The organism is Nocardia callitridis, assembly GCF_039543305.1.
GTDB lineage: Bacteria > Actinomycetota > Actinomycetes > Mycobacteriales > Mycobacteriaceae > Nocardia > Nocardia callitridis.
In genome coordinates this window covers 321,255-337,045 of record NZ_BAABJM010000003.1, presented here as the reverse complement: position 1 = coordinate 337,045, position 15,791 = coordinate 321,255, and the positions used below count along the sequence as shown (strand labels likewise).

Below are 15,791 nucleotides of genomic sequence, written 5' to 3'. Positions count from 1 at the left end.
GCAATCCCGGCCGTTCGGTCGCGGTGCCGACGCCCTGTCCGGTCACCGGCGCGCCACCTCGGCCACGATCCGCGCCACCTCGTCGGCGGCATCGCGATGACCCGCCCCCGCAGCGGCACGGCCCATCTCTTTCACTCGTGCTGAGTCCATGAGCAGCGGAATCACCTCATCTATCACGTATTTCGGCGTCAACTCGGCATCGAGAACGATTCTGCCACCGCCCTGGGCGACGACCGGCCGCGCATTGAGTTCCTGCTCGCCGTTGCCGTGCGGCAACGGCACGTAGAAGGCGGGAAGACCGACCGCCGACACCTCGGCGACAGTCATCGCTCCGCTGCGACACACCACCGCGTCGGCGGCGGCGTAGGCCAGATCCATCCTCGACAGATACGGAACGGCCACATAACGCGCCGAGCCACTCGTATCTTCCACGACTTCCAACGAATTCTTCGGACCATGCGCGTGCAACACCGAGATTCCCGCGGCGGCCAATTGCGGCGCGGCCTCCGAGACCGCCTCGTTCAACGAACGCGCACCCTGCGAGCCACCGAACACCAACAACACCGGCCCCTCGGCCGGCAGGCCGAAGTGCGCACGGGCCTCGGCACGCAACCCGGCGCGATCCAGCGAGGTAATCGCCGCGCGCACCGGGATGCCGACCACCTCCGCGTCCAGCCCCGAATCCGGCACCGCGGCGAGCACACGCGCCGCCCTGCGCGCGCCGACCTTGTTCGCGATGCCGGCCTTCGCGTTCGCCTCGTGCACCACCACCGGCACCGCACGCCTGCGCCGCGCAGGACCCGCGCCCGCGGCGAGATAGGCCGGCAGCGCGACATAGCCGCCGAAACCCACGATCACGTCGGCGTTCACCTCGTCGATGATCTGCCTGGTCCGCGCCACCGAGGCACGTACCCTGCCGGGCAACCGCAACAGGTCGGCGGTCGGCTTGCGTGGCAACGGAACCGGGGGAATCAACGCCAACGGGTAACCGCGCTCGGGGACGAGTCGAGTTTCCAGGCCACGCTCGGTGCCGAGTGCGGTCACCCGGATCGACTCATCGAGTCGTCCCAGCGCGTCCGCCACCGCGAGCGCGGGCTCGATATGGCCCGCCGTTCCGCCGCCCGCGACGATTACCGAGATCACCTGGATCTTCCCCGTTCTCTTGCGTGATTGACCGGATAATTCGGCTCCCACGCCCTGGTGGCGCGCGCCGAGGTGGTACCGCGACTCTCCGGCGACTTCCGTCGCCCGGGTTGCCCGCCTGACGGACGCCGAGGCGGCTGCCTGCGTTCGGGCGCACCGGCGCGTGGCGCCGACTTGCGCGCCTTGGCCGCCGAGTACACCTCCGGCTTCGGCAACCGCAGCAGCTTACTGAACCTGCCGTCCTGCCCCGCGTGCAGCGCCGAGACCGCCTCCGGTTCGTGCCGCGCCGCGTTGGCGATGATGCCGAACATGAACAGCGTGATCGCCAGCGACGACCCACCCGCCGACACCAGCGGCAACTGCAAACCGGTCACCGGAAGCAGGCCGACCACATATCCGATATTGATCAACGCCTGCGCCGTGATCCACGTCGTCGCGGTCGCGGTGAGCAAACGCAGGAAAGGGTCCACCGAGCGGGAAGCGATCCGCAAGCCCGTGTAGACGAACAAGGCGAACAAGGCCAGCACCAACGCACATCCGAGGAAACCGAGTTCCTCGCCGATGATCGCGAAGATGAAGTCATTGTGCGAGTTGGGCAGATAGCTCCACTTCGCCCGGCTCTGGCCGAGACCGCGACCCCAGATCCCGCCGTCGGCCAGCGAGAACAGCGCCTGACGCGCCTGATAGCCGATGCCCTGCGGATCGTCACCCGGATTGAAGAAGGCGCGCATGCGATCGGAGCGATAGCCCGCCGACAAGGCGAGCACGCCGGCCGCGACCGCACCGGACACCAGGATCGTCACGAACAACCGCACCGGGAGACCGCCGAACCACAGCAACGCCACCAGCACGATGCCCAGCGCGATCGTCGTCGACAGGTTCGGCTCCAACACCACGAGCAGACAGGCCAGCAACCCGGCGGGCACCAACGGCACCATCAGATCCTTGAGATTGGCGTGCCCGGACCTGCGCGAGGCGAGCAGGTGCGCACCCCACACCACCAAGGTCACCTTGACCACCTCGGAGGGCTGAATCGAGAACGGGCCGAGGTCGATCCAGCGGCGCGCACCCTGCACCTGCGAACCGATACCGGGAATCAGCACCAGCACCAGGCCGAGCATCGACGCCGCGAACAGCGGAAACGACCACTGCCGCAATCTGCGCAACGGGATACGCAACGCCAGATAGAACAGCACCGCGCCGATCGAGGCGAACATCGCCTGCTGGATGAACAACGAATACGCCGATCCCCCATCGGCATACGCCTCGACACTGGAGGCCGAGAGCACCATGACCAGACCCAGCACCGTGAGCAGGGTGGCGATGGTGACGACCAGGTGGAACGACGCCAGCGGGCGGGCCAACCAGGCACCGAATCGGGTGGGACCGCTACTGCGGCGGGTTGTCTCGGTCATCGCGTCCACCAGGTCATCGCGTCCATTCGGTCATAGCCGCCGTCCGGTGTCACCGTCTTCCAGCGCGTGCACCGCCGCCGCGAAGCTGCGGCCACGGTGCATGTAGTCGGTAAACATGTCCAGCGACGCCGCGGCCGGAGCCAGCAGCACGGTGTCGCCGGGACCGGCGAACTCGGCCGCCGTGCGGACCGCCTTGGCCATCGCCGCGTCGGCTTTGTCGTTTGTCGACGCTTGATCGGCCATTCCAGCATCGTCTCCCGCGATCACCTCGATGACCGGGACCTCAGGGGCGTGTCGCGCCAGCGCGGCCGCGAACGCGGGCGCATCCGCGCCGATCAGGACGGCCGCGACCAGTCGGTCGGCGACCTCCTCGACCAGTTCGTCGATGTGGGCGCCCTTGAGCTGACCACCCGCGATCCACACGGCCCGCTGATGCGCCAAGATCGACGACCGCGCGGCGTGCGGGTTGGTGGCCTTCGAGTCGTCGACGAAGGCGACCTCGTCGATCTCCCGGACGAACGCGGCGCGGTGCGGCCCCACCTTGTGCTCGATCAGGCCCTCGCGCACGAATTGTGGCGCCACGTCGATCGCACGGGTGAGCGCGGCCGCGGCGAGCGCGTCGGCGACACCGGCGGGACCGGGCGGACTGATATCGCCGACCTCCGCCAAGATGGCCGCCTTGGTGAAGGCTCGATCCAGCAGTTTGCCGTCCACAACACCGAGTTCACCGTCGGCGGGCACGCCGATCCGAAAACCCAACGTGCGACGCGCTTTCGAGCGCCGCGCCAAGGACGCGGCCACGGGGTCGTCGAGCCCGACGACACCGACCCTGCCGAACAGCGCGCGTGCCTTGGCCGCCGCGTAGGCGTCCAATCCGCCGTGCCAATCCAGATGGTCCTCGGCGACATTCAGCACCACGCCGGCCTCCGGGCGCACCGAAGGCGCCCAGTGCAGCTGGAACGACGAGAGCTCCACCGCGAGGACCTGGGGGCCGGGGTTGCGCCGCAGCGCGTCCAGAATCGGCAAGCCGATATTGCCGCAGGCCACGCTCGCGATACCCGCCGCGCGCAGGATGGCGTGGGTCATCTGGGTGGTGGTGGTCTTGCCGTTGGTCCCGGTGATCACCAACCACTTGCGGACCGGGCCGTAGATCCTCGCCTGGTCGACCCACCAGGCGAATTCGACGTCACCCCACACCGGTGTCCCCTCGGCCACCGCCGAGGCGAGCACCGGGGAGTCCGGCCGCCAGCCGGGGCTGGTGATCACCAGCGCGAACCGGCTCCAGTCCGTGGTTTCCAGTTCCGGCGCGGTAGCCACCGCCAAGCCGAGCTCGGCGGCCTCGGCGAGCGCGGCGGCACCGGCGTCGGTGACCACCGGGCGTGCGCCGATGTCGCGCAACGGCTCGATGAGCGAGCGCCCCGAAATGCCCCAGCCGGCGACGAGAACGTCACGACCGCGCAGGAATTCGAGCATGGGCCCCGGAGTACGCAGGGCGCGTGGAGAAGGTTCGACCATGTGCTCGTTCACCCGACCTGGGAAAGATATTCGCTGTAGAACAAACCGAGCCCCACGGCGGAGGCCATTCCGGCCAACAACCAGAACCGGATGATCACTGTGGTTTCGGCCCACTTACTGAGTTCGAAGTGGTGATGGAACGGTGCCATCTTGAACAACCTGGTGCGCGTAGTACGGAACACCGCCACCTGCAACACCACCGACGCGGTCTCGGCGACGAACAGGGCGCCGAGCACGATCATCAGCAGTTCGGTGCGGGTGGTGATGGACAATCCTGCCAGCATGCCACCGAGGGCGAGCGACCCGGTGTCACCCATGAAGATCTTGGCGGGCGCGGCGTTCCACCACAGGAACCCCACGCAGGCGGCCGCGCCCGCGGCGCACACCAACGCGAGATCGAGCGGGTCGCGCACGTTGTAGCAGCCCGCCTCGGGCAGGGTGGCGCACGCGTTGCGGTACTGCCAGAAGGTGATGATCACGTAGGCACCGAGCACCAGACTCATCGACCCGGCCGCGAGGCCGTCCAATCCGTCGGTGAGGTTGGCCGCGTTCGACCAGGCGACCACGACCAGGCAAACGAACGCGACGAAGATGATCGCACCCACGGACACGGTGGAAATGTCGCGCACATAGGACAGATGCATGCTGCCCGGCGTCAGACCGTTCTCACCGCGAAACTGCAAGGCGAGCACCGCGAAGATCACCGCGGCGCTGATCTGCCCGATGTATTTGCCCGCCGCGGACAGCCCGAGATTGCGTTGCTTACGCAGCTTGATGAAGTCGTCGAGGAAACCGACGACACCCAGCGCGGTGGCGAGACCGAGGACCAGCAGCCCGGACGCCGAAGGCCCGTCGGCCGAATAACCGATGCCGATCAGGTGCGAACCCAGGTAGCCCGCCCAGAGGCCGACCAGGATCGCCACCCCGCCCATGGTCGGCGTGCCACGCTTGGACTGATGACTGGCCGGGCCGTCGACCCTGATCTCCTGACCGAAACCGCGCTTGGCGAAGATTCGAATCAATAGGGGGGTCAATAGGATCGATACCGCGAGCGCGATCCCCGCGGCGAACATTATCTGTCTCATCCTACTGCCTCCGTGTCAGTCCCCGCCCTGCTCCCACCCGTGTCGTCCCCGGCCCCGATCCCACCCTTGTTCTCCCCTGCCGCGTTCTCCCCTGCCGCGCTCGTGCGCGCGTCCGCCCCCTGCTCCCCGCCGCCAGCACTTCGGCGTCCGATCAAGTGTTCGGCGACCACCCACAGGCCCACCGACTTCGACGCCTTCACCAACACCACGTCACCCGGTGCGAGTTCCGCGTCCAGCAGGGCGATCGCCGCATCGATATCGGGCACGAGCGTGGACTCCTCACCCCAGGAGCCCTCCATCACCGCGCCCTGATGCAGTGCGTGCGACGGCCTTCCGTCGCCCACCACGACCACCCGACTCACGTCCAGGCGCACCGCGAGCCTGCCGATCGCGTCGTGCTCGACGACCGCGTCCTCGCCGAGCTCGCCCATCTCGCCGAGCACCGCCCAGCTGCGTCGCCGGGTCTGCCCCGCGCGCGCCATGGTGACCAACGCCTTGAGCGCCGCGCGCACCGAATCCGGGTTGGCATTGAACGAATCATTGACCACCGTGATGCCGTCATCGGTGGTGCGCACATCCATCCGACGCGCGGAGGCGGCCTGGGCTCCCGCCAACGCGGTGGCCACGGTGTCGAGATCCGCACCGTACTCCAGCGCGACAGCCGCCGCGGAAAGCGCATTGCCGACGTGGTGCTCGCCGTGCACCGCCAACCGCACCGGTACGCTGCCCTGCGGCGTGTGCAAGGTGAAGTGGGCGCGTGCGGTGTCATCGAGCCGAATATCGGTGGCGCGGATCGTCGCGTCGCCGGATTGTCCGACCGACACCACGCGCGCCGAAGTACGCGAGGCCATCGCGGCGACAGCACTGTCGTCGGCATTGAGCACGGCCAACCCGGAATCGGGAAGTGCCTCGACCAGTTCGCCTTTCGCCTGCGCGATGGCTTCGCGGCTGCCGAACTCGCCCAGGTGCGCCGTGCCGACATTCAGCACGACACCCACGTTCGGCGGCGCGACCCGGGTGAGCGCGGCGATGTGGCCGGTCCCCCTGGCCGACAGCTCCAGCACCAGGAAACGAGTTGTCGCGTCCGCGCGCAGCACCGTCCACGGGTGACCGAGCTCGTTGTTGAACGATCCCGGCGGCGCCACCACCGAGCCGAGCGGCGTGAGCACCGCCGCCAGGAGGTCCTTGGTCGAGGTCTTCCCCGACGACCCCGTGACGCCGACCACGATCAAACCGTGATCGGCGACCAGCCGCCGCACACTCGCGGCGGCCAGCTCGGCCAGCGCCGCCAGCACGGCGGCACCCGAACCATCCGAATCATGGGTCAGGGCAATCGAACGCGACGAGACCGCGCCGGGACGCGGTTCGACGACGATGGCGGGCACGCCCACCGGTCGCGCCGCGAGCACGGCGACCGCGCCGGCCGCCACCGCGGTGGCGGCGAACTCGTGGCCGTCGGCCTTCGTGCCGGGAAGCGCGAGGAACAGATCACCGGAACCGATTCGGCGCGAATCGAATTCGACCGAACCACGAACCGTCGCCTCCGGGTCGTCGACATCGTGCAGCGTGCCGCCCACGACGTCCGCGATCTCCCGCAGTGTCATCTCGATCATGAAACCGTCAAGTCCTCCGCGTCCGCGTCATGCGGACAATGTGTCGACAAGGCGGCCGCGAGCACCTCGCGGTCGTCGAACGGGTGCTTCACACCCTGGATCTCCTGCCCCCACTCATGGCCTTTGCCCGCGATCAATATCGCATCCCCCGCGCGCGCCCAATCAACCACGGCCGCAATCGCTTCGGCGCGGTCACCGATCTCGCGCACCTGTGCGCGCTCGGTGTCCGACACCTCCATCGCACCGTGGCGCAGTGCCGCGCGAATGGTCGCCGGGTCCTCGGTGCGCGGGTTGTCGTCGGTGATGATCAACAGGTCGGCGCCGCGAGCCGCCGCGGCACCCATCAGCGGGCGCTTGCCCGTGTCCCGGTCGCCGCCCGCGCCGACGACCACAGCGAGACGACCGGGGCGCGCGGCGGAGCCGGCAGAGCCATCGGAGGCGTGGGCGGCGTCCGACACCAAATGCGCACGCAGCGTGGCGATCACCGAATCCAACGCGGCCGGTTTGTGCGCGTAGTCGACGATCGCGAGGAAGTCCTGACCGCGTTCGACCCGCTGCATCCGACCCGGCACGTCGACATGCGCGAGCGCGGGCGCCGCCGTCGCGGCGGCGATGCCCGCCTGTTCGCACAGCGCGATCGCGAGCAGGCCGTTGGCCACGTTGTAGCGCCCCGGTAACCGAAGGCGCACGGGCACATCACCGTTCGGCCCGCGCGCGGTGAATTCCTGTTCGCCGCCGTGCGTGCCGACTTCCCCCGCGACCGACCAGTCGGCGGGCACGTCGGTGGTGCTCACCCGGGTCGGCGCGACGAGACCGTCGGCGAGGCGCCTGCCCCACTCGTCGTCGACGCAGACCACCGAAGTACGGGCGGCCACCGGCGAATCCGCCTCGAACAGGCGGCGTTTCGCGGCGAAATAGTCGTCGAAGTCGGCGTGGAAGTCCAGGTGATCCTGCGACAGATTGGTGAAACCACCGACCGAGAAGCGCACGCCGTCGACCCGGCCGAGCGCCAGTGCGTGGCTGGACACCTCCATCACCACGGCGTCCACACCCTGCTCGACCATCAGCGCGAACATCGCGTGCAGCTGCGGAGCTTCCGGGGTGGTCAGCGCGCTCGGCACCCTGCGACCGCCGATCCTGGTCTCGATCGTGCCGATCAGCGCCGTGGACAAACCACCGGCGGCCAGACCCGCCTCGACCAGATACGAGGTGGTCGTCTTACCCGAGGTTCCGGTGATCCCGACGATGCGTAGCCGCTGCGAGGGGTGAGCGTAGATCGTCGCCGACAGCTCACCGAGGACCGCGCGGGGGTTCTCCCGCACCAGCACCGGCACCTGCGACGCGCCGATCAACTCCGCCCCCGCCGCATCGGTGAAGATCGCGACCGCGCCACGCTCGACCGCGTCGGCGGCGAACCGCGCGCCGTGTGCGCGTGCTCCTGGCAAGGCGGCGAACAGATCGCCGGGCAACACCACGTTCGACCGATGCTCGATGCCGGTCACCGACCGACCGTCGAGCGGATGCGATCCCGATGCGACGGTCGCATCGATTCGCTCCAGCACTGCGGCCAGCGATGTCGAGGGCGGGCGGGCAGGCCGGAGCGCGTGCTGGCTGGGCTGCGCAGGCACATTGCTCCTCTCTGATACGAGGCAGGACTGGGACGACGTGTCAGGTTACCGAGGAACAGTCACGGACAGACAACGCGGCCGGTGTTCGCGCGCCGCCGAGCATTCCACTCACCGCGCTGTCGGTGCGCGCTGGTAGCGCCGAGGCGGGAAACTCCGCCGCGCGCGGCGAGCTCGGCACCGGGTGCACACACGAGATCACGGCGCTTGCAGGACGAACTCCGGCGCGGTTCCCGGCGAGGGCGGAATACGGTCGCGTTGCAGCGCCCAGGAGGCGATGTTGTGGAACAGCGGCGCCGCCGACTGCCCTCCGCTGCCGTCGGAACTGCGCACCGGATCGTCGAGCATGAGTCCGACGACATACCGAGGGTTGTCGGCGGGGGCGATGCCCGCGAAGGTGATCCAGTAGCTGTCGCTGGAGTAGCAGCCGCAGTTCGGGTCGATCTTCTGCGCGGTGCCGGTCTTGCCCGCGATGCGGTAACCCTCCACCGCGCCGGTCGCCCCGGTGCCGCTCTGCAGGCCGGTCGGATCGTTCTGTAGCACCGACTGGAACATGGTGCGCAAGGTGGCCGCGGTCTGCGAGCTCACCACCCGGATCCCGTCGGGTTGCGGTTCGTCGGTGCGGCTACCGTCCGGCGCGACATCGGTTTTCACGATCCGCGGCGGAATGCGCACGCCGTCGTTGGCGATGGCCTGGTACATGCCGGTCATCTGCAACGTGGTCATCGAAAGACCCTGTCCGATAGGCAGGTTCGCGAAGGTGCCGCCGGACCACTGGTCACGCGAAGGAACCTGCCCCCCGCTCTCACCGGGCAGTCCGACGCCGGTCCGTTGGCCGAGGCCGAAGCGCTTGATCATGTCGGCGTATCGGTCCTCGCCGACGCGTTGCGCGAGCATGAGGGTGCCGACATTGGAAGATTTTCCGAAGATTCCCGTGGTGGTGTACGGCGCGACACCGTGTACCCACGCGTCGTTGACCGTGACGCCCGACATCTGAATGCTGCCCGGCACCTGGTGGACCTCGTCGGGATCGGTGAGTCCGTATTCGATCGAGGCCGCCGCGGTGATGATCTTGTTCACCGAACCGGGTTCGAACGGATCCGACACCGAGGGATTGCCCATATCGGAGTCACCCCAGGTCTTCGGGTTCTGCGCGGGATCGAAGGTGCTGTCGTTGGCCATCGCGAGCACCTGACCGGTCTTCGCGTCCAGCACCACCGCGGAGGCACCCTGCGCCCCCGACATCTCCTTGGCCTGCTGCACCTGCTGTTGGGTGTAGTACTGCAAATCCGAGTCGAGGGTGAGTTCCACGGTGTGGCCGTTGACCGCGTCCTGCTTGTCGCGCCAACTGCCGGGAATGACCGCCCCGTCGGAGCCACGATCGTAGGTCTGCGAACCGTCGGTGCCCGCGAGGATGGAGTCCATCGACGATTCGAGACCGATCTGGCCGTGACCGTCCCAGCCGGTCGCGCCGAGCACATTGGCCGCCAGTGGACCGCCGGGGTATTCCCTGACGTCCTCGCGGTCGGCGCCGACCTCGTCGTACCGGTCGGTGACGGCGGAGGCGATCGCCGAATCGACGCTGCGCGCCAAATAGACGAAGGTGCTGTCGCTGTGCATCTTCGCGAGCAGCTCCTGCTTGCTCGGCGCCGCCTTGCCCAGTGTGTCGTGGATGGCGGTGGCGATCGCGTCCAGGCGCTGTTCGGGATCCGGCGCCTTGGGATTGGTCGCCTTGGCCTCGGCCAGCTGCTTACGCACCGGGTTCGGCTGGAAGGTCAGTGCTTTCGCGCTCACCGTGAAGGCGAGTTTGGTGCCGTTGCGGTCGGTGATGGCGCCACGCAACGCGGCGTCCGGTTCCTTCGTCGTGCGCTGGCTCGCCGCCTGCGCCGAGAGTGCGGGGGCGGAAATGCTTTGCACCCACAGCAATTGCAGGCCGACGACGCCGAGCGCGATGAGCATGATCACCCGGCCGACGCCGATCCGCAGCCGCAACGGTCGGTCCTTGGCCGGGGGCCTCGACCCTCGGCCACCACCGCCCGAGCGCGGCCGCGGCGGTTTCGCGCCGGGCGGAACGGGTCCGCGGCGCTGCCGAGAACCTGGCCGTGCCTGCGTCACTGCGGCGCCTCGGCGGGCGTCGGCTCCGGCTGCGGTGTTTCGGCGGGCACGGAACCGTCCTCGGGCAGTTGGCCATTGTCGACCGACGGCTGGGTGTCATCGATCGGCGCGGGCGCGGGTTGCGGCGCGGGGTCACCATCCGGCCCCGCGTCCGACTCAGACAGCTGAGGGGCCGAGTTGCCGGGGCGTGGGCCGGTCAGGTCGAGCAGCGGCGCCGGAGCCGGGGGTACGTGCGCCTGATCGCCGACCACGGGGGCAGGTGCGGGGGCACCCGGAGGTTGCGCGCCGGGAGCCGGGGCGCCGGACGGTGCGGCCGGTGGCGTCGTCGTCACCGGGACGACCCGCTCGCCGGGACCCGCCTGCTGGCTCGGCGGTGGCGTGCGCACGCCACCGAGCGGAGGCGCTGGCGTGCCCTCCGCGGGAACGGGCTCGCCGATCACGGTCACCGTGCCGTCCGAAGCCACCACCAACCTGGCCGGGTCCTTCGCCGGGATCATCCCGAGTTCGCGCGCGCGCTCGGCCAAGTCGGGCGCCGAATCCGCCGCGGCCACTTCACGTTCCAGCAACGCGCGCTCGTCGGAGAGCTTGCGATTGGTCTCGCGCGCGGAACTGAGCTGGTAGCTGTCCTCGGCGGCGCGGGTGGTCAACAACAGCGTGAGCGCGAGGCCGCAGCCGAGCAGCGCGATGATCGCCGTCACGAACGGGATCCGGCCCGCCATCACCGAGGTTCGGGGCGGCGGCAACGCGGGGCTGTCCGGCTTTCCCTCGGCACGTACCTTGCGACGCGCGTACGCGCGCTGTGCCGCACCGGATTTGACCCGCTCGGCCTCTTGTACTCGACGCGCGACGCGTCCGGGTGCCGCTACGGTCTTCGTTCGCACACTCATGCTTTCCCTCCCTGTGTGATGGCGCGACGCCCGGCCTCCCACGTCCGTACGTCGCGATCGAATTGCCGAATGACTACCGCCCGACGAGATTTCGGACGTCCGGTGACCGTGGGATGAGCGCACCACCGCTGATCGACCTGGCCACACTGCGTGCCGAGCCGCCCAGGTTGATCACCCGCATCCGCTACCAGGAGCCGACCGAGCGAACGAACGCTGTCGCGGTGGTGTCTCATCCGACCTCCTGAATACGCTCCGCCGCGCGCATCCGAACCGGTGCCGCACGCGGGTTCTCCTCGATCTCCGCCTCCGTCGCCTTCTCCGCACCGCGGGTCAGCATCCGGAATTCGGGTCCCATGCCGGGAAGTTCGACGGGTAGGTCGACCGGTGTTCGCGAGGCCGCTCGGGCCGCGAACTCGTGCTTGACCAGCTTGTCCTCCAACGACTGGTAGGACATGACCACAATCCGTCCGCCGAGGCGCAGCGCGCCCACCGCGGCGGGCAGCGCGGCGCGCAGCGAATCGAGCTCGCCGTTCACCTCGACCCGCAGCGCCTGGAATGTGCGCTTGGCCGGATGCCCTCCGGTCCTGCGCGTCGCCGCGGGGATCGCCGCGTACAGCAACTCCACGAGTTCGGCGCTGGTGTGCAAAGGACGACGACGCAGGACTTCCGAGGCGATGCGGCCCGCGAAGCGTTCCTCGCCATAGGTTTTCAGCACCCTGGCCAACTCGCCGTGACTGTAGGTGTTGAGCACATCGGCGGCGGTGGGTCCCGTGGTCGGGTCCATCCGCATGTCCAGGGGTGCGTCGACCGAGTACGCGAATCCGCGATCGGCTTCATCGAGTTGCATGGAGGACACACCGAGATCCATCAGAATCCCGTCGACCGAGCCAACGGCCGCGAGGCCGGCTTCGTCGAGTGCGTCGGCGATCCCGTCGTATCGGGTGTGCACCAACGTGATTCGGTCCTCGAACGGCGCGAGCCGCTCGGCCGCCGCCTTCAGTGCCGTGGTGTCGCGATCGAGGCCGACCAGGCGCAGGTCCGGGTAGGACCGAAGGAAGTGTTCGGCGTGCCCGCCCAGGCCGAGGGTGGCATCGAGGTAGACGGCGCCCGGCTCGGTGAGCGCGGGCCCCAAGAGCGCGTCGGCACGGTGGAGCAGAACGGGGACATGACGCTGGCCGTGCTGTTCACGGTGCACATCGACCTCCCGTAATCCTGCCTCGCGTCGTCGCGTTTCGCACACGGGTTGTCTTGTCCCACGGCGCTTGTTGTGGTTCAGCACCGGTACCCGGCGCTGGTTTTCCGGCGCGTAACCGTCAAGTGGACTTACATGAATGGTGCTGCGAACAGATCGCATAGACCGGGGCCGAGACGAATGCCTCGTGGTCTCTGACCGACCGCGGCACCTGGCGTCGGGGAAGTACGTCAGGGTCCGCGTCCGGGCAGAGGCCACGCGGCACTCGTTCTCGCTCGGGGCTAGAAGATTCCGCCCAGCGACTCGTCTCTCGCTTCCGCGTAGTCCTCCTCGTGCTCGGCGAGGTAGGACTCCCACGCCTGCTTATCCCATATCTCGAGGAAGTCGACCGAGCCGGTCACCACACAGTCCCGTTGCAGGGCGGCGTAGCGACGATGTTCTGCCGACAACACGATTCGACCTTGTGCGTCAGGACGTTGTTCATCCGTTCCGGACGCCAGTGCCCGGACGAACGCGCGGGCCTGCGGGTTGCTTCGAGATGCCGCCGCCGCCCTACGCGCGAGCGCGGTGAACTCTTCCTTGGGGTACACGGCAAGACTGTGGTCCTGACCTTTCGTGACCATCAACCCTCCCGCCAGATCGTCTCGAAACTTCGCAGGCAACGTGAGTCGCCCTTTGTCGTCCAACCGAGGTGTGTAGGTACCGAGAAACAACTCGACACCTCCCTGATCGATCCACCTCGATGGTCGGCCCTTCTAGTGCTGCACGCTCCACATTACCCCACTTTCCCCCACTTTCAATCGAAAAGGCTGGTGATCTGGCTCCCGACTCAGACGATTCCGCAGGTCACCCCAGCTATCACCGGGGTGGAGAACTTTTCACGAGTTCCAGCGACACGCGGGCACCACATTTCCGACGGCCCGGAAACACCCAGCAAACACCGAAAGACCAGCCAGGATTTCGGTGCGGTGGGGGCAAGTGGGGCGATCGGTGGGCAGAGGTGGGGGAAGGAGGTGAACGCGCAGAACACGGCGGACGCCGCATCGGAATTCCGATGCGGCGTCCGCCGTGTTCGCTGTATTCGAGGAGGCGCCGAGCGGAGCGATCGACGCGGTAACTCGACGACCCGCGCCGCAGCTCAGTGGCGCAGGCGACCTACTCCTGTTCGAACCGTCGCCGGAAGCGATCCTCCATACGTTCGGAGAAACCACCCGACTTGCGGCGTCCGCGACCGCTCGGTCCCGCGGCGCCGCCGCGACCGCCGGGCGGACTGGCCTCGCTATTCGGGCCTCCGGCCGCTTCGCCCTTCGCGGTCCCCTTCGAGCTGCCGAGCAACAGCAGCACACCGGCGCCGAACATGACGATGAAACCGATCAGACTGATGATCGGGAACCCGCCAGGTTTGACCGGTGCGGCGATACCCGCGACAAGCAGGAAGAGGCCGAAGACGAACAGCGCCGCGGCTTGCAGTCTGCGGCGACTGGAGGTGGAACGAAGACGTCCGCCGCGGACAGACGAGGCGAACTTCGGATCCTCAGCATAGAGAGCGCTCTCGATCTGTTCGAGCATGCGCTGCTCGTGCTCGGAGAGTGGCACGGTACCTCCCCCGGCACTAGGCGTGGCTGTCGCCTCCGGGTAGGCGACAAATAGCCGACCTTGGCGGCTATCTGACATCAATGATACGAGTTCGATCAGGGCCAGACCACCTTATGGGTACACGAGAACGAAGTCACAAGTCAGCCGCATGTCACTTGCTGGTCGACGGGACGTCACGGGAGACGCGCCGAACACCCGTTCGGCGCCCTGGGCGCACGGGCCGAAAAACGTTCAGCACCGCGCACTACCGAGGAGAACCCCGGGTCCGCCGACTACGCGGTGACATCTCCCGACCACCCGCGCACCGGATGTAACCGGGCCGAGGCGGCCAACAGATCCTCCACGTCGTAGAGGAATGCGCCCACCCGCGAAGCGAACTCGTCGGCCTCGGCGTCGTCGATCGCGCGATCGAGTCCCGCCTCCAGCGCCGCTCTGATCTCCGAACGCGCACTGAAGTAGTCGGCCCACATGACGAATTCGGGTGCGGCGCGCTGCATCAACGCCCAGGCACTACGCGACCGCGCCCTCGGCGTGGCATCGGCACCGGTGACCGCGATGACCGCACCGGCACCACGCAACGCCGCCAGATACGCGGTGCGGAATCGCTCGCGCGGATCGCGCTCGCCCGCCGCCTGCACGAGCAGGCCATCGGCGCGCGCGAGCAACGTACCCGCCTTACCCGATCCGCCGACCGACCCGGCTCGGCGCCGACCGTTTCCACCCATCGGATTCGACATACCCGCTCCTCTCCGAATCTGCCGTGGTTCATTCGGACCCACTCGCCCGCCTGTCCGCCCGTGCCCGGACGACACCGCCGAGCACGCGGTGGGGCACCCTGTAGAACAACAGGAAAACCACCGCCACCAACCGAACAGGTATTCGAACGATTGAATTGACACCGAATATAACGAGACCCACCGACAAGTTCCGACCGCATCCGCGCCCCTGCGACGACGACACCTGCCGCCGCCGTCCGTACCGACGAGAGCCATGACCGCAGTCAAGCCGAATCACACCCCCGCGCCTGTCGTCATCGACCTGTCGGTCGCCGCGCTGCGCTCCCGCCTGCACGACATCCTCGCCGTCTATGTCGCCGCGATGGACTATCCGCGCGGTACCGAACACCATCGCGCCCCGATGTGGACCGAACACACCACGCGGGCGGGCTGGCAGGCGGTCGCGGCGGTACTGCCCGACGACTCGGGCAGGGTCGACCTGCGGCACGCACCGATCCTCGCTATCGCTTACGGGTACCGCGGCGCGAATCACCAGTGGTGGCACCAGCAGGTCCACAGCGGCATGCGCCGGACCGGCTGGCCCGAACACGCGGCACGGGAACTGCTTTCGGACTATTTCGAACTCACCGAGCTGCACGTGCACCCCACCGCACAGGGCAGCGGACTCGGGTCCGTGCTGCTCGAACGGCTGCTGCGCGAGCGCTCCGAAGCCGCGGTGCTGCTGTCCACCCCCGAGGTGCGCGGCGAGGACAACCGGGCGTGGCGGCTGTATCGGCGCCAGGGGTTCGGCGACGTGCTGCGCGATTTCGTGTTCGCGGGCGACAACCGTCCCTTCGCCGTACTCGGTCGTCGGTTACCGCTGTGAACG

14 protein-coding genes are annotated in these 15,791 nt (G+C 68.3%); 2 read left to right on the top strand and 12 right to left on the bottom strand.

What is annotated here, in order from left to right; genetic code table 11:
• Nucleotides 1-42: 42 nt before the first annotated feature.
• The 8 genes from murG to ABEA50_RS19180 form a co-directional block, all read right to left on the bottom strand.
• A complete protein-coding gene (gene murG / locus ABEA50_RS19215) occupies nt 43-1,143 on the bottom strand; it encodes an undecaprenyldiphospho-muramoylpentapeptide beta-N-acetylglucosaminyltransferase (RefSeq protein WP_345496929.1) in 1,101 nt (366 codons plus the stop codon).
• Nucleotides 1,140-2,558 (bottom strand): putative lipid II flippase FtsW, encoded by a 1,419-nt coding sequence (gene ftsW, locus ABEA50_RS19210; RefSeq protein ID WP_345496928.1) that lies wholly within the window; start codon nt 2,556-2,558, stop codon nt 1,140-1,142. Before ftsW ends, murG begins: the two co-directional genes overlap by 4 nt.
• Nucleotides 2,559-2,588: 30 nt before the next feature.
• The gene (murD, locus tag ABEA50_RS19205) at nt 2,589-4,031 is read right to left on the bottom strand and encodes a UDP-N-acetylmuramoyl-L-alanine--D-glutamate ligase (protein WP_345497154.1); all 1,443 of its coding nucleotides are present in this window, start codon (nt 4,029-4,031) and stop codon (nt 2,589-2,591) included.
• A gap of 50 nt (nt 4,032-4,081) precedes the next feature.
• The gene (gene mraY, locus ABEA50_RS19200) at nt 4,082-5,158 is read right to left on the bottom strand and encodes a phospho-N-acetylmuramoyl-pentapeptide-transferase (RefSeq protein ID WP_345496927.1); all 1,077 of its coding nucleotides are present in this window, start codon (nt 5,156-5,158) and stop codon (nt 4,082-4,084) included.
• Nucleotides 5,155-6,771 carry a UDP-N-acetylmuramoyl-tripeptide--D-alanyl-D-alanine ligase gene (locus tag ABEA50_RS19195; RefSeq protein WP_345496926.1) on the bottom strand — a complete coding sequence of 539 codons (1,617 nt, stop codon included), beginning with the start codon at nt 6,769-6,771 and terminating at the stop codon, nt 5,155-5,157. The genes mraY and ABEA50_RS19195 overlap by 4 nt, the downstream gene beginning before the upstream one ends.
• Complete coding sequence (locus ABEA50_RS19190) at nt 6,768-8,399, bottom strand: UDP-N-acetylmuramoyl-L-alanyl-D-glutamate--2,6-diaminopimelate ligase (protein ID WP_345496925.1); 1,632 nt, start codon at nt 8,397-8,399, stop codon at nt 6,768-6,770. The genes ABEA50_RS19195 and ABEA50_RS19190 overlap by 4 nt, the downstream gene beginning before the upstream one ends.
• A 195-nt stretch (nt 8,400-8,594) precedes the next feature.
• Nucleotides 8,595-10,355 carry a peptidoglycan D,D-transpeptidase FtsI family protein gene (locus ABEA50_RS19185; RefSeq protein ID WP_425577674.1) on the bottom strand — a complete coding sequence of 587 codons (1,761 nt, stop codon included), beginning with the start codon at nt 10,353-10,355 and terminating at the stop codon, nt 8,595-8,597.
• Between the two features lie 152 nt (nt 10,356-10,507).
• Nucleotides 10,508-11,398, bottom strand: coding sequence for an FtsB family cell division protein (locus tag ABEA50_RS19180; protein WP_345496923.1), 891 nt, complete (start codon nt 11,396-11,398; stop codon nt 10,508-10,510).
• 113 nt (nt 11,399-11,511) lie between these two features.
• On the opposite strand from ABEA50_RS19180, the gene ABEA50_RS19175 reads away from it, so the two are divergent.
• Nucleotides 11,512-11,643 (top strand): hypothetical protein, encoded by a 132-nt coding sequence (locus ABEA50_RS19175; protein WP_345496922.1) that lies wholly within the window; start codon nt 11,512-11,514, stop codon nt 11,641-11,643.
• Here the strand turns inward: ABEA50_RS19175 and rsmH are convergent.
• From rsmH to ABEA50_RS19155, 4 genes are all read right to left on the bottom strand, one after another.
• Nucleotides 11,628-12,593 carry a 16S rRNA (cytosine(1402)-N(4))-methyltransferase RsmH gene (rsmH, locus tag ABEA50_RS19170; RefSeq protein WP_345496921.1) on the bottom strand — a complete coding sequence of 322 codons (966 nt, stop codon included), beginning with the start codon at nt 12,591-12,593 and terminating at the stop codon, nt 11,628-11,630. The genes ABEA50_RS19175 and rsmH overlap by 16 nt on opposite strands.
• Before the next feature lie 278 nt (nt 12,594-12,871).
• Nucleotides 12,872-13,303 (bottom strand): division/cell wall cluster transcriptional repressor MraZ, encoded by a 432-nt coding sequence (gene mraZ, locus ABEA50_RS19165; RefSeq protein ID WP_345496920.1) that lies wholly within the window; start codon nt 13,301-13,303, stop codon nt 12,872-12,874.
• 442 nt (nt 13,304-13,745) lie between these two features.
• Nucleotides 13,746-14,186, bottom strand: coding sequence for a DUF3040 domain-containing protein (locus ABEA50_RS19160; RefSeq protein WP_345496919.1), 441 nt, complete (start codon nt 14,184-14,186; stop codon nt 13,746-13,748).
• A 272-nt stretch (nt 14,187-14,458) separates the two neighbouring features.
• On the bottom strand, nt 14,459-14,923 hold the full coding sequence (locus tag ABEA50_RS19155; protein ID WP_345496918.1) for an SAV_6107 family HEPN domain-containing protein: 465 nt from the start codon (nt 14,921-14,923) through the stop codon (nt 14,459-14,461).
• Between the two features lie 253 nt (nt 14,924-15,176).
• On the opposite strand from ABEA50_RS19155, the gene ABEA50_RS19150 reads away from it, so the two are divergent.
• The gene (locus ABEA50_RS19150) at nt 15,177-15,788 is read left to right on the top strand and encodes a GNAT family N-acetyltransferase (RefSeq protein WP_345496917.1); all 612 of its coding nucleotides are present in this window, start codon (nt 15,177-15,179) and stop codon (nt 15,786-15,788) included.
• Nucleotides 15,789-15,791 lie beyond the last annotated feature (3 nt).

Excerpts from the sequence above, each read along its gene's own strand:
- ABEA50_RS19150 (WP_345496917.1), top strand. The coding sequence starts at position 15,177 with ATGACCGCAGTCAAGCCGAATCACACCCCCGCGCCTGTCGTCATCGAC.
- murD (WP_345497154.1), bottom strand. The coding sequence starts at position 4,031 with ATGCTCGAATTCCTGCGCGGTCGTGACGTTCTCGTCGCCGGCTGGGGC.
- ABEA50_RS19175 (WP_345496922.1), top strand. The coding sequence starts at position 11,512 with ATGAGCGCACCACCGCTGATCGACCTGGCCACACTGCGTGCCGAGCCG.
- ABEA50_RS19180 (WP_345496923.1), bottom strand. The coding sequence starts at position 11,398 with ATGAGTGTGCGAACGAAGACCGTAGCGGCACCCGGACGCGTCGCGCGT.
- ABEA50_RS19185 (WP_425577674.1), bottom strand. The coding sequence starts at position 10,355 with ATGCTCATCGCGCTCGGCGTCGTCGGCCTGCAATTGCTGTGGGTGCAA.
- ABEA50_RS19195 (WP_345496926.1), bottom strand. The coding sequence starts at position 6,771 with ATGATCGAGATGACACTGCGGGAGATCGCGGACGTCGTGGGCGGCACG.
- ABEA50_RS19155 (WP_345496918.1), bottom strand. The coding sequence starts at position 14,923 with ATGTCGAATCCGATGGGTGGAAACGGTCGGCGCCGAGCCGGGTCGGTC.
- ftsW (WP_345496928.1), bottom strand. The coding sequence starts at position 2,558 with ATGACCGAGACAACCCGCCGCAGTAGCGGTCCCACCCGATTCGGTGCC.
- mraY (WP_345496927.1), bottom strand. The coding sequence starts at position 5,158 with ATGAGACAGATAATGTTCGCCGCGGGGATCGCGCTCGCGGTATCGATC.